Origin of the sequence: Pseudovibrio sp. W74 (genome assembly GCF_001623085.1) — a bacterium.
Classification (GTDB): domain Bacteria; phylum Pseudomonadota; class Alphaproteobacteria; order Rhizobiales; family Stappiaceae; genus Pseudovibrio.
Genome location: NZ_LMCJ01000013.1, coordinates 63,607 through 77,373, shown reverse-complemented (window position 1 = coordinate 77,373; position 13,767 = coordinate 63,607). Strand labels below are relative to the sequence as shown.

14 protein-coding genes are annotated in these 13,767 nt (G+C 49.1%); 4 read left to right on the top strand and 10 right to left on the bottom strand.

What is annotated here, in order from left to right:
* Positions 1-10: 10 nt before the first annotated feature.
* Positions 11-916, bottom strand: coding sequence for a LysR family transcriptional regulator (locus tag PsW74_RS09295; RefSeq protein WP_063286711.1), 906 nt, complete (start codon positions 914-916; stop codon positions 11-13).
* Between the two features lie 107 nt (positions 917-1,023).
* Here PsW74_RS09295 and PsW74_RS09290 point away from each other — a divergent pair, with 107 nt between their 5' ends.
* From PsW74_RS09290 to PsW74_RS09275, 4 genes are all read left to right on the top strand, one after another.
* On the top strand, positions 1,024-1,482 hold the full coding sequence (locus PsW74_RS09290; protein WP_193757867.1) for an SgcJ/EcaC family oxidoreductase: 459 nt from the start codon (positions 1,024-1,026) through the stop codon (positions 1,480-1,482).
* Positions 1,483-1,524: 42 nt separating this feature from the next.
* Complete coding sequence (locus PsW74_RS09285; RefSeq protein ID WP_063286710.1) at positions 1,525-2,268, top strand: VOC family protein; 744 nt, start codon at positions 1,525-1,527, stop codon at positions 2,266-2,268.
* A 653-nt stretch (positions 2,269-2,921) separates the two neighbouring features.
* Positions 2,922-3,377: a DUF2267 domain-containing protein gene (locus PsW74_RS09280; protein WP_063286709.1), complete on the top strand. Its 456-nt coding sequence runs from the start codon at positions 2,922-2,924 to the stop codon at positions 3,375-3,377.
* Between the two features lie 136 nt (positions 3,378-3,513).
* The gene (locus PsW74_RS09275; protein ID WP_153041653.1) at positions 3,514-3,987 is read left to right on the top strand and encodes a GNAT family N-acetyltransferase; all 474 of its coding nucleotides are present in this window, start codon (positions 3,514-3,516) and stop codon (positions 3,985-3,987) included.
* 134 nt (positions 3,988-4,121) lie between these two features.
* On the opposite strand, the gene PsW74_RS09270 is transcribed toward PsW74_RS09275, so the two are convergent.
* From PsW74_RS09270 to PsW74_RS09230, 9 genes are all read right to left on the bottom strand, one after another.
* Positions 4,122-4,910 carry a hypothetical protein gene (locus PsW74_RS09270; RefSeq protein WP_063286708.1) on the bottom strand — a complete coding sequence of 263 codons (789 nt, stop codon included), beginning with the start codon at positions 4,908-4,910 and terminating at the stop codon, positions 4,122-4,124.
* Between the two features lie 105 nt (positions 4,911-5,015).
* Positions 5,016-5,387: a sulfatase-like hydrolase/transferase gene (locus PsW74_RS09265; RefSeq protein ID WP_063286707.1), complete on the bottom strand. Its 372-nt coding sequence runs from the start codon at positions 5,385-5,387 to the stop codon at positions 5,016-5,018.
* 494 nt (positions 5,388-5,881) lie between these two features.
* Positions 5,882-7,024, bottom strand: a complete 1,143-nt coding sequence (locus PsW74_RS09255) for a D-alanine--D-alanine ligase (RefSeq protein ID WP_193775903.1) — start codon at positions 7,022-7,024, stop codon at positions 5,882-5,884.
* 264 nt (positions 7,025-7,288) lie between these two features.
* The gene (locus PsW74_RS09250; RefSeq protein WP_057464242.1) at positions 7,289-7,498 is read right to left on the bottom strand and encodes a cold shock domain-containing protein; all 210 of its coding nucleotides are present in this window, start codon (positions 7,496-7,498) and stop codon (positions 7,289-7,291) included.
* Positions 7,499-7,786: 288 nt separating this feature from the next.
* Positions 7,787-7,969 (bottom strand): hypothetical protein, encoded by a 183-nt coding sequence (locus PsW74_RS28620; RefSeq protein ID WP_152986764.1) that lies wholly within the window; start codon positions 7,967-7,969, stop codon positions 7,787-7,789.
* A 58-nt stretch (positions 7,970-8,027) separates the two neighbouring features.
* Positions 8,028-8,237, bottom strand: coding sequence for a cold-shock protein (locus PsW74_RS09245; protein ID WP_057464243.1), 210 nt, complete (start codon positions 8,235-8,237; stop codon positions 8,028-8,030).
* Positions 8,238-9,046: 809 nt separating this feature from the next.
* Positions 9,047-10,330, bottom strand: coding sequence for an aromatic amino acid transport family protein (locus PsW74_RS09240; RefSeq protein WP_057464244.1), 1,284 nt, complete (start codon positions 10,328-10,330; stop codon positions 9,047-9,049).
* Between the two features lie 212 nt (positions 10,331-10,542).
* Positions 10,543-11,919, bottom strand: coding sequence for a tyrosine phenol-lyase (locus PsW74_RS09235; protein WP_063286704.1), 1,377 nt, complete (start codon positions 11,917-11,919; stop codon positions 10,543-10,545).
* A gap of 1,308 nt (positions 11,920-13,227) precedes the next feature.
* A complete protein-coding gene (locus tag PsW74_RS09230; RefSeq protein WP_057463957.1) occupies positions 13,228-13,500 on the bottom strand; it encodes a hypothetical protein in 273 nt (90 codons plus the stop codon).
* Between the last annotated feature and the right edge of the window lie 267 nt (positions 13,501-13,767).

The window sequence follows — 13,767 nt, the reverse complement described above, 5'->3', positions numbered from 1 at the left end:
GAGACCTGCCTTATTGCAGTGCTTTCGCCAAGGCTTGCTGAATTGCTGTGATTGTCTCCTGCACCGATCTGGGTGGCAGAGTATCATAGCTGTGCACGGCATAAATTGGTGTTGGTTCTGGCTCTGACAGAGTAAGGAGAGGCTGGAGGGTTCCAGTCTTCAGGTCCTGCGCAATCGCGATATCCGGCAGGAGCGCAACGCCCAGGCCATTTCGGGCAAAAGCTGCGATGGCTTCAATGGTGTTGGCTTTGACGGCAGACCTGAAGCTCACCTCAATGCTCTCTGAACTTTCCTGAACCGGGAAGCGGTGCCGCACCACAGCAGGCTCTCGTGTATGAGCGATGTATGGCAGGGATTGCACCCATTGCCAGTAGAGCGGGTCATCAGCGGGAGGCACCTTTTCAATTACAGCTGGCGCGGCACACAGAATATCGCGCAGCGTCCCTATGCGGCGCGCCTGAAGCGTGCTGTCTGGCAGTTGGCCGACACTGATCGCAACATCAATCCCCTCCGTGATCAGATTGAGGCGCTTGTCCTCCGCTATCACTGAAGGCTGAAGGTTCGGGAACTTCTCTTTCACAACTGCCAGGGCCGGTGCGATGACAGGCGTGATGAAAGCGTGGGGGGCTGTGATGGTGATCGGGCCAGACGGGACCGCTCCGAAACTCTCCATCTCGGTTTCCGCCTGCCGTGAGAGTGCGAGGATTTCTTTACAACGCTGGTAGTAGCGCTCCCCTGCTGGGGTCAGAGAGAGGTGGCGTGTGGTGCGGATGGCGAGTTTTACATCCAGCTGTTCTTCCAGCCGCTTCAGGTTTTGACTGACAGCGGACTTGGCTATGTTCAACTCATCCGCTGCACGGGTGATTGAGCCAGTTTCGACGACTGTGACGAAGGAGAGCGGGAGCGTTGAGAGCATTTTGTTCTCACTATGTGAATAGTGATTTCAGAAATAGAGTGTTTTTCAAACAATGCAAGTGCGGCAAAAGACAGTCATCAACATCGCATCTGAACGGAGATCACGTGATGACTTTCATTAAATCTATCGCTCTTGCTGCTACTGTCGCGGTTGGATTGAGCGGACAAGCCATCGCTGACGAAGCAGGAAAACTGGCTGAAGGTGAATACAAGCTCAACACCGCTGTTGCCACTGCAAGCCGCGCCTGGCGTGATGCGTTCAACGCAGGTGATGCAGCGGGTGCGGCAGCGCTTTATGAGGATGATGCCGTGATGGTGGTGAAGCCATTTGGCACATTTAAAGGGCGCGAAGCGATTGAGGGCTTTTGGACAGACATCATCTCCAAGGGATTTGATGATGTGGTTTACAGCAGTACCGTCACCACTGTTCTGGACCAGACCTCTGCCCGCGTTGCAGCCAACTGGAAGATGAACAACGCCCATGGCGTCATCACCAATGAGCTTTGGGTTTTGCAGCCGGATGGCCGTGCTTTGCTGCGCGAGGACCACTTCGAGATCGCTCAATAAACACGCGTATTTGCCTTGTGCCCTGATAAAGGACAGCCCGTTATGACAAAGCTTGATACTCTTCGTTTGCGCGTCCGTGATGTGGCGGCTCAAAAGCGATTTTATTGCGATGTCCTGGGTATGTCCGATCAGGGTGACGGGCGGGTCGGATATTGTGCGGAAGAGACGGCACTTCTGTTCATCGAGGCGGAGGCGCCTTACACGCCGCAAGCTACCGATCTTTATTGGAAAATCGCACTCTCAGTTCCCAATATCGAGCTGGCCTGCGCCCAGCTTCAGGCGCGCGGTGTCTATGTTACAGGGCCGCAGCAGTTTCGGGATGTCGGGTACCTTGCCAAACTCACAGATCCGGAAGGTTTTGTGATTGAGCTGATTGACCATTGGTTTGAAGGCGATCGGCCTGATCTGGAGTTCGATGAGAGCCGACTAGGTGGAGGTCCGCATCTCAGCCTTGTGACCTTGCGCACTGGCGACACTACGGCAATTGAGCCCGATATTCTCAGTTGGGGTATGACGCCGCTCTCCGTTCAGCCTGTCGAGCCTTTTGGTTTCACGCTCTACTTTTACGCCTTCACGACTGAACAGCCTCCAAACCCTGATCTCACCGGAGTTGAGAACCGAACCTGGACCTATCAGCGGCCTTATACGGTGCTGGAAATTCAGCATGTTTCTGCAGTGAAGACGGAGAGTTTGCCGGAAGTTGGTGCAGCAGGTTATGGCGGCCTGATATTTGGCTCAGCCGGTGCGCCTATTCATTCTGAGCGGCTGATGATTACGGCAAATTGAGACTGCGTCATCCCCCGCCCCTACCGTGCAGATTGCCTGAAAACGAAGAAGGCGGCAGAGCTAGAGTCCCCCTATACCCTAGCTCTAGCCGCCTTATCGTTATGAGGTGATGCCGACTTCAAACCGTCCTTTAAAGTCAGCGCCTCACACTTCGACTGGATCTCTGTCCGAGTTATTCTTTGCTGAGATCAGCGTCTAAACCCGCGATCATGCGATCTGCAGTTTTATTCCGTGAAGAAAACTCTGAAATCACAACCATCCCAAGGATCGCCAAGAATACGCAAATGAATAATATCAAGCCGAAAGTCATAGTGCCTCCACTTCAATGACATTTAAAGCGTAGATAGCATTTTGACCTATGTCAATATGAATTTATAATTTGACTAATGTGAAATTTACTCATGGTCAGAAGCGATATTTCTTCATCATTTCATTTCGCACCGCACAACTTAGTATAATTATTTCTTTTATTATTCTTGACCACAAACTTTCTAGCACTGACCTCACCTTTACTCGCAGCTATAGTACATATACGTAGATTACCTAAGTTAAATCGATTTAAGAGCCAGCTGAAAATCAGTCACTTTTGCAGCGCGAAAACCTGAGTTAAGGTCGTACATCGAGCGATCACCCGTATTTTCGGAGTTACCTTCATGCCTATGCCTCAGGAGTATCAGCTGGCCTCTCAGCAGTACGAATCTTTCCTTGCTGATGCTCAGGACGCACTTGGTCTGACCACTCGCAATCAGACCTACACATGCGTACAGGCTGTTTTGCTGGTGTTCCGTCGGAGATTGAACGCTGAGCAAGTTCTGTCCTTTGCTGATACGCTGCCAGCGGTTCTTCGGGCGATTTTCACATCTGGCTGGAGCAGCAGCGACTACACTGCGGACTTTGGCGATGAAGACGATTGGGCTGCTGAGGTAAAAGCTCTCAGGGCACATCACAACTTTGCGGATGATGAGACGCCCGCACGTGTGGTTGAGGTTTTGCGCAGCCGCGTTGACCTTTCCCGCTTTGAGCAGGTGTTAGGCCAGATCGGCCCTGACGCTTTACGGTTTTGGGGACTTGAAGTTTCGGCTGACGCAGAGGTGGCTGATGTGAAGTGAGATTATCATTCTGAGTTCAGGAAGGCATACTACATTGATCCCCTTCCCGGCATTCAATGTTAGAAGGTATCGCCAGTTGTCTGGCACCAGTTACCCGCCTATTAGACGGCTCTATTAAACGCTGAAAGAAACCCCATTGAAACACGAAATTACCTTCACCAGATTGCCTGAAGTTGAGCCAAGTGAAATTATTGCTCACATGTCCGACCCTCGTATTGCCGAGCATATGCCACTTCTGACATTCGAGTGGGATGAAGCAGCCGTCAGCAAATTTGTCACTGCTAAAGAAGAGTGCTGGAAACGTGATGGCCTAGGGCATTGGGCTATCTTGCTAGACAACAACTATGTCGGTTGGGGTGGCTTTCAAAAAGAAGGAGATGAATGGGATTATGGTCTGGTTCTGAAAACAGAGTTTTTTGGCCTAGGCACACGCATCTCACAAAAAGCAATTGAATTTGCCCTTGCAGATGAGCGTATCCCCTTCGTCACGTTTTTGTTGCCGCCGTCGCGCAAAAAACTAGGAGCGCTTAAAAGGCTCGGCGCAGTATTTGTCGGTGAAATCGAATATGATGGCACTACATTTCTCAAGTACTGCCTGAATACTGAATGACGGGTTCTTCAGCTGAGCGGTCAACAAAATCCCCGAAGCCTGCCTCTTCGTCGAGGCCGCAATGTATGCGTGCTTGAGCGGCAGAAAGATGCCGCAGCTGGGAAGAGCTGCGACATGTCTTTGACAGGTGCTGCTTATTTAAAGACGCAGCGGTTGATGGCCGGATCCTTACCGTCCAACTTTTTCGAGAGCAACTTAGCTACTCCCAGAGGCGCACCTACCATAAGCTCAGTGCCAGTGGAATTGACTGATTTGACTGAACAAAGCTTGTCGTGGAACGACTTATCGCAGCACGTACCGTCGGTGTTGCGATCGCCGGGTGCGCATAACCAGGGGCCAGCCATCTGAAAGCCTGCGGACGGGCTAGGCACTGAGGGGCAGGAACAGATGATCTCGTCTTCCTTGACCGCTCCGATGCCGGGGAAGTCTTTCCCCTGCGTGCTGTTAAAACAGAAGCCGCCATCACATTGAGCAGAGTAGCCAGCGGGCGCATCGTCTGTGTTGGGGCAGCTGTACGTCGCCATGGGTGGCCCCAGCTTTTCCGTATCGGGATCGTAGTCAGTTTCCATCTGGCGCGGTGTGGCATAGGTGCTTACCGTGAAACCGTTATCAATGCCGGCCTTTAACAGATCACAGACATCCTTTTTCTCGTCACCCTCTTTATAGTGAAACGGGAGAGAAATGCTCTGTTCGTTCATCACATCACATTTGCAGTAAGCAACAGTGTCGACGGTCCAGCATTTGGCTGTGGCGCACAGAGCGAATGTGTTGGGATCATCCTGAGATACCGGGCATTCCTTGAAAAGACTTAGGTCTGTGCTCGCGTCTGTGCCGGTTTCAGCGTTGGCTGCACCTAAACTGAGTAGAGGGAACGCGAGTACGAGCCATAGCGTTGCTAATCGTGAAGCTGATTTCAGCGGCATTTGTTATCTCCTTTTTGCGCTGAACGGTTGCCGTCTTATGGGCTAACAGTCAGGGATGCTTATCTGCTTGCTTATGGTGTCGCGATGTCGCGGTCAGAGTGTCCATCAGCGCCGCAAAGGTCCGGGGCTGGAACTGTCTTCATTGTTCAATGTATGGGTAAGCAGACATTTCTTCAGGCGCTGTTCAACGAGCACCTGTTCCAGTGCGTGACGGATGTCATTACCAATACCCGGCGTCTGGCTGACACCGTGTAATGAAGGATACTGGCCAGTGTAAATGCTGGTTCGGCTGGGAGCGCAGGCTGTGGTTGCAGTGTGGTGGTTGAGAAACTCCAATCCGTGTTGGCGCATCTTTCCGAGCGCAACACTGTTCTGCAACTGGTACTGCTTGGCACTGTCATTATCATAGATCGGCGGAAAGCGCTCTTCATCCGTCGTGATAATCAAAAAATTGAGCGGCTTACCGTTAATTTTCATGCTGTGTCCTTATCGTTTTTGTTCGTTTTGGACATCGTTCGCTGGAATGTATGTACTCAAGTAAATCTGAGTGACCGACGCAGATATAGAGCTGAAGCACTCTGAGAAGCGGGTGGGAAAGTTGTATGACAGAAACATGAATCACAACATAAAGTTGTTACGTGTTTTCATCTTGAAATATTGGGGGAGATATTTGCGTGAGGAGCGGTTTGAACAGCGTGATGATCAGTTAGCCCACCCGACTTTCTTTCTAAAGCAAATCACTCCCTGCGAGAGTGATAATTGAACCTTATCTGGGTCTAATTCGGCGACACGTAAAGAGTAGGAAGTAGGCTCTACTGAGTAAAAACCTACTTCACCTCAGGTCAAGAACTACCTAAATCAGTTCGCATTTAAGTTGAAACACATGAACTGCTTTAGCCTTTGTTTTTGCGGATCTTTATCCGAAGGCCGATTTCCACTTTTCGGAGATACGCTGTAGCAGACGATTGTAATTAGCCCACTTGCTGTAATGTGTTGATGCGATTGAGGCCGAGTTCAACGATCTTCAAGGCAACCTCAGAATGTGTCATCGCTGACGGCCTGTTCGTCTTCGATTTTGACCCAGTTTGTAATGAACAAGCCCTCGGGAAGTAACTTGAATCGGGCGTCATACCCGGCACTAGGTTTGCTTCAAGAAAATTGGGGTTTCCTTCTGCATCAAGCTTGATGTCAATCCGACCAAAACTCTTAACTCCTAATGCCGTAAAAGCACTGCCTGCAAGCTCGGAAACAGCGCTCAAAGTGGGTTCGGTAATAGTTCTGAGTAACTCATGATTTTGCTGCTTTGCAGCACATCCCAATATTCGATCACCCTTTTCATTCTTGGGAACTATGATTTCTACAGGCATAATAGATCTTGAATCGGTTTCCGGATCGTCAAAGATTGCAACGGTAAACTCTCGTCCCGGTAGCACCTCCTCGACCAGAACATCTGCGCCATAGCTTTCGAAAAGTTCTTTGACTTTACTTTGATAACTTTCGAAGTCGCGAACTATCGAGTTTTCATCAATTCCATTTCCATTAGCAGCATCTATTGGTTTAACGAAAAGAGGAAGAAAAAGAGGGAGTTTGTCTTCTGTTTCGAACTGGCCAGGGCAGGCTTGGAAAAACTTTGCAGTAGCAATACCGTGGTTTTGTATAGCCGTCTTAGCCTTTCCTTTATTGGAATCGAACTCCAGACAGTTGCGATCAGATCCGGTAAAAGCAATTGCATGCTTAGAAAAGTAATCTGAAAACCAAGTTTTTGTATTATTACTTACATCCAGGAAGTATTTACTGCAAAGGACAACAAGATCTGGTCTAGACGTAACAATATCATTTAAACTGGATATCGAAGAAATCTCGTGAAACGTAACTGTTTGATATTTTTCTTTTAGAGCATCGTAAAAGAAGCGACATGTCTCAATCGATCCAAATCCGGTTTCTTTCAAATCATGTGTATTGGTCGCTACAACTGCAATGTGGTTCTTCAATTTTGAGGAGTGTTCCTGCAAATTTTGCCGATGGTTACTGTTTGCAATTGGATTGGGAAACTGGAGAGGACCAATTAATTCTGCGGTTAAGCCAATTTTAGCAAGATCAGTTCGTTCTGTCATTGGACCATTCTTTCGTTGCTCAGTCATCAGTTGACAAGCAAATTGCCGGCCCTTTGTTTAGAGCACGGGAAGTGGCGAGGATAATTGACCGGTAAAACGTGGATTTAACTCACACAGTGCCGGGTGAGGATGGCTTTATTCACGGCACTAAGATCTTGTAGGAATAGGGGGAGCAGCTGTGAGGTAGTGTATATGACCAGCTGCAGATCTGATAAACACCACTGTCATGAGTAAGGAAGTTACGTGTCCAGGGACCGTCTTTTGTTAGGCAACTTCGATATTGTTGACTTCTATTTTCCCGTTTGCAGGATTTGTAAGCGTATCGAAACGTACTTTTTGGCGTTCAGCCAATTTCTTAATACCAGCACGATTTAAGGACGCTCGAAGGACGCGAAACTGTGAATTTGTACCGTCCTCCTGAATGTAGCCAAAGCCTTGCTCAGAATTGAAGAATTTCACGGAACCATTGATCATTTAGGATACAATCTGTGATGACCAAAAACGCTTTAGTACTTATGTACAGTCGCTTGGCCAGAGAATACTACTTCCCCAAAAGCAATATTCCATTATGTACATATTGCACATCTTATCGCACTGGTTCAATCAATTTAAATTTTAATACGGATTTATTTGGATAGTATAAGTAAATCTTAGAGAAACATAGTTTCTTGAACTTTAGATCTACTAGATCAAAGAATAGATCTTAGCCCAAGATATTTAGCGATATCTTGTGCACTCGCTGATTGCCAATCACTTGGTAGACTATTTTATCAAAGGGCGAGGCTTTTTATCGGTAGCTTCTTTAGCAAGACGGAGTTCTTTTAGGCGAGACGTTTTTTCACTTAATTGCAGAGCCCGTTCCTCTTCATCGGTGAGTTCTTTTTTTTTATTTTTTTCAATCGCAGCAAATCGATCTTTTGCACATGACATTGAAATATTAGGCATATTTTGGTTCTTTCTATAAGGACTAGGGCTACGCAACAGGCGCAGCCCTGATCTTTTATTAGTCAACCAGCTGCAAATTCACAGCTGAAGCTTTGCCATCGCGGCCGCTTTCTAGTTCATAAGCAACTTTTTGACCTTCTTCGAGACCCATAAGTCCTGCCCGCTCAACAGCAGAAATATGAACAAATGCATCCTTTCCGCCATCTTCAGGAGAAATAAAGCCGAAACCTTTTGTGGAATTGAAGAATTTTACAGTGCCGTGTGTCATGGTTGATACCTTGTAACTTTACCCGGGCTAAGCGGGCGTATTTCCCATGTTCGATATGTACATGGGGTGCAACATTCTCAAAATCAGGGGGAACCTAGCAAACCGGCAAGCCGGAAGAAAAGATAGCCAATGATGGCTGTAAACGCGCTTTGTTTATGTAGTTATTCTCAGCTCTCTTTTCAAGAGGCTATGTAAGATATGCTAAACAATCTACAATTCTGGCTACTCTGATCGGTCCTGAAAGCAAGAAAAACTCGTTCTCCTACAACCCTACACCATGATCATTTAGTGCTTCGACTGCGTGAATATTTATTTTCGAAGAAAATACCGGAGGCGTGTATTTTATAATATTGAGGTAGTACGATCTCAAGCCTTGATTGACGCTATCGAATGTCCACTCTGGCCCGACACTCCAGCTCTGGCCTTGTTATTGGCGCGGTACTTTGCAAATGCAACAATGGACAGCTACCCCGCCTGAATTGCCGATCTGATATTTGGCACTCGGTGTTGCTTTGCGTTTTTGGTGAGAGGTTGCCTGAGGGCAAACAGTCGTCCTCTTAGAGCGCGGTTTTACTTTCGACGACACCTGATCAGTCATTGTTGGGGGTTACGCCAACACCCCGAACCTGCCTCCCAGTGGGTTCGGGGTGTTGAAACGGACAAAACTTGCCGCAGCGGGAAGGGCTGCGGCAAGTCTTTTGCTGACATTTGAGGGTCAGTTGGTTTGATTGCGGGGGCTTGTGGCTTGCCTCGCAATCAGGTTTTGCCCCGACTGAATAGTCGTCTTTATTGCTTTCTCTTCAAACGGATTAGCCGAAGATTGGCAGGTTGCCGGTCAGTTCGAATGCAGTGATGATGAACACCAGGATACCGAAACCGAACACCATTGCCTGACGGGCGTTGCCGCCTGGGACCTGGTACATGTCCGGGTTCCGCTCACGACAGATGCGAACCATTACGATTGGCGCCAGCAAGGAGAAGATCACCAGAACCACACCAGCATAACCGATTGCTGCGATGAACCCGTGTGGGTACAGGATAGCAAGGATAATGGTTGGTACGAATGCGATGCCTACAGTCTTTGCTTTGCCAGCAACGGTAGCTGTATCGAACTTGAACAAGTCAGAGATGTAATCATACAGGCTGAGAGACACACCCAGGAAGGATGTTGCAACAGCCATGTTGCCAAAGATCTGCAGGATTACAGAGATGTTTTCACTGATACCAGACTTACTCAGAGCACCGATAATGTTACCGATGTTGCCACCTTCAGCGATGATCGCAGGGAAGTCATCACGGGAGATGTTTCCGAATACTGCAAACATCCAGAGGAAGTAGAAGAAGCCTGCAAGGAAAATCGCGATCAGCAGCGCTTTGCTTGTACGTTTCGCATCCAGACCCAGATAGTTGGTTACAGTTGGAACTGTAATTTGAAGACCAAAACTCGCCACCAAGAAGGAGATGGTGTAGAACGCATATGGCATGCGATCGCCGAGAGAGATCTCTGGGAACAGGTTCGTTGTAGATGAGTTACCGATCAATGAACTCAAGCTGATCATGAACGTGATGATCATGCCGCCGATGAGAACAGTGTTCACACGGTCAACAGCTCGGGTCCCCATCATCACAATCGATAGTAACACGACTGCGAAGATCAGACTCGCCACCCCTGATGACATGTTGACGTCACCAAAAATCGACAGCGAGTAGGTGATGATCGAACTACCACCTGAGATGTAGGCGTAGGTGAGAACGTAGCACAGGAAGGCAACGGAGAGACCGTTGACCACACGGCCCACGTTACCAATGGTGCCCTTGGCAAGGCTGTCGTAGTTGGACCCTTCAGGGAAATGAAGCGTGATTTCCATGATGTACAACGATGCAGTGTGCATGATGTAACCAACAACGATCATCAGAACCAGGCAAACAGAAAACCATACGCCACTGTTTGCAACAGGGAGCGAGAACATGCCCGCCCCGACGGCGGTGCCAGCAGCGATCACACTGGCGCCTAAGATTGTGCCCTGGCTTTTCTTGGTAGATTTTGGTTCAACTGTCTCTGCAGTAGGAACCTGCTCAGAAGCAATGGTCATGTTGAGCCTCCCAACTCCGGCATTTGCCGTGACCAATTGAGAAAACACCTGCCGATTTTGTAAGTGCCCCGTGGCAGAGCTTTCCCGAAAAGCGCACATAGACTTACGATGGGTAAGATTTGTGCTTTGATAACAACAGAGGAGAGCACACGGGCTCTCCTCCAATGCAGTTTAGTCTTTGACTATTGCTAGTCACTTCAATGGCTTAGTTCTTAGACTTCTTCGAAACGGCCAGTGAAGAAGCGAAGTACCTTAGGTTCGAATACGAATTCGAGACCCTTGATGCTTTCGCGGTTTTTGTAGAGCTCGATGATCGCATCTGCGACGTAATCCATGTGTGCGTATGTGTATACGCGACGTGGGATAGTCAGACGAACTGTTTCGAGCTTAGGAACGTGGTTCTCACCGGTCTTAACGTCGCGGCCTGCGGATACGATGCCACGTTCCATGGTGCGTACACCGGAGGTGCGGTAGATCGCTGCGGCAAGTGCCTGTGCAGGGAGCTGCTGCTGGTCAAGGTGTGGCAGGAATGCGCGTGCATCGAGGAAGATTGCGTGACCGCCGTAAGGCTTAACCATTGGCACGCCAGCTGCATCCAGACGTTCGCCGAGGTAGCGGATCTGGTTTACGCGGTGTGAGATGTAGTCAAACTCTACGGATTCCTTGATGCCGATTGCCATTGCTTCCATGTCGCGGCCTGCGAGACCACCGTAGGAAGGCATACCTTCGAACTGAACAACCATGCCTTTTGCTTCAGCAAACAGGTCGTCGTCGTTCATGCAGAGGAAACCGCCGTTGTTTGTCAGGCAGTCTTTTTTGCCGGACATGGTGCAGCCGTCGCCGTAGGAGAACATTTCAAGGAGGATTGCCTTGATTGTTTTGTCTTCGAAGCCAGCTTCACGTTCTTTGATGAAGTATGCGTTTTCTACACAACGGGTTGCATCGTACATCACTTTGATGCCGTGCTTGTGGCAGAGTTCGCTTACTGCTTTGATGTTGCCCATGGAAACAGGCTGACCACCAGCCAGGTTCACGGTTACAGCAAGACAGATGTAAGGGATCTTTTCGCCACCAACTTCGTCGATGAGCTTCTGCAGTTTTGCAAGGTCCACGTTGCCTTTGAATGGCACGTCAACCAGGTCAGGGTTGTGGGCTTCATCGCAGATTACGTCAACAAATGTTGCACCGTTACGTTCCTGGTGGAAACGTGTTGTGGTGAAGTACATGTTGCCTGGAACGTAGTCGCCTGGCTTGATTGTGAGCGTGGACAGGATGTTTTCTGCGCCGCGGCCCTGGTGAGTTGGGATGAGGTGTTTGAACCCGAAGTGCTCTTTAACAACTTCTTCAAGGTGGTAGAAGTTTTCGGAGCCAGCGTAAGCTTCGTCACCAACCATCAGGCCAGCCCACTGCTTGTCGGACATCGCGGATGTACCGGAGTCGGTCAGCAGATCGATGTAGCAATCTTTGGACTTCAGCAGGAATGTGTTGAAGCCAGCTTCCTGGATTGCCGCTTCGCGACGCTCGTCAGAAATGAAGTACATTGGTTCAACAGATTTAATCTTGAACGGCTCTGGCATAAACTTAGTCATAAGAACGTCCTCTTACTTGCTTCTTTACCAATAGGGCGGAGGGACCATGTCTCTCCGAATTCTCAAGGAGTGAAGAAATTATCGATTTCGAAGTTTGTCTACTTACGAATCGAAAACATTCTCGCTTCACCAATCTTCGTATTCATTAATTATCCAAATATTCGATCATCACAATAAGTAACAATATGGATATGTGAATAAATAATCGTTTATATATACAGATCACAGACACATGTACCTTTATGCAATACACAAGGCGCTGCTTTTTACATGAGTATTACTTGACCATGCAGAGTTATTGCCTGCATGATCTTGGCTGTTCTGTGATCTGTATATTTTCCCGCTGCAAGTCTCAGGCATGGCGGTGCCGTTCTTCTGCCCCAAGCGCGCTCAACACTTGGAAGGCAGGAGCAAAGACAAACGTCATTATCTGAAGCAATCACGACACACCTGCAGCGCAAACCGGAGGTGCCGATGGTATTGCCAATATCAAAGCACAGTTCTTCTGCTGCGTAGGGGATGCAGTGTTGGAATGAGTGCCTAATATTACTTGTTTTGGGGGTGCTGCATGTTTTGGCTGGCCTCTACACTCTGCATCTTTGGTGGACTATAGGAGGCAGGAGGCTAGCTTACATGCGGCCGTGCAGCAGGAGCGACTCCACTGCAGGCGGAGGTCGTCAGACGAGATGCAGGTTATTGGCCATGGAAACATCTTCGATGTGCCAAGGCAGCTTATCTCTCTTTAAGATATTCAAATACAGCTGATACCAGCGCATTTTCCTAGTCCCAATGTAACTTCAAGACCTAATTGATTACACACATCGGAGTTTGGGCGAATTGGCCTGAAAGTCAAAAGGAAAAACTACTTAGAGACAGTGGGTTGACGGGGGGGCCTTGCCGCGGCGCGACACAACTGCCGTTACAAGCTCCCTGAAATACCAAGGGTTTTTGGGTTTTACGGGGTGTAGATCCCCCGGTTTGGCAGGCTTCACGGCTCGTCAAAACATCCTATTTATTCCACAATAAACTTATATATTAGCAACTCCTGCCATTATTTTTAGATTGATTAGCATGAATCACTTTCACGCTCAGGGGGCCTGATTGCGCTGTGTTTGATCAGATTGGAGTGCATCCCCTGCCCTTTGGGATGCTGGCCTGCGGGCGTTTGTTGCCCGGCCGCAGACCAGCAGGGTGCTCATTTGCAGGGTTGTGCCTTTCACCTGAGGTTGGAGGCCTTGGTGTGGAGGCTTCCCTGTGGCAGTGAACACGGGGTGCGCGTGACACCGCCCGAGCACCTGTCACAGTGCGTTAATCCAGAGACACAACATTGGTGTTGACCGGCTGCGGAAGGGCGACCCGCTCCAATAATCCGCAGGACTTTTTCAGTGCCTCCAGGCGGTCACATAAAGCGTGGTGCAAAGTGAGCAAAGCATCCCGCTCGCAGCTGTTCTTCACGCGCTCGCTGAGTACAAGCTGTTGCATGTACGCGAGGTTCTGAAGATCAGAGACGACGATCTGGACTTCGTCAATTTCATTTTGAAGAGTGTTTGTGGCGCTGCATGCGCATGCGGAGTCGACCATATTCAATCCCTCTGTTTAGGGTGTTGAAGGCCGCACGACAAAGAGCTTTTGGGACTCGCTGGCGAGCGGGAGGCCAAAAACCTGCAAACAGACAGGCGGGTTTATTCCCCTCCGAAGAAGGTATTGTATTCACCGCCCTCCCGCTCATAACGAAGGGTTTGCGCACTTTTGGGAAAAAGGCACAAAAAATCCGCTAGTTAACGGGAGCGGGTACCGCTGTTTGGAGAGGTTTTGGGCCTCACCCAAGAGCATGCAACCAGATGCATG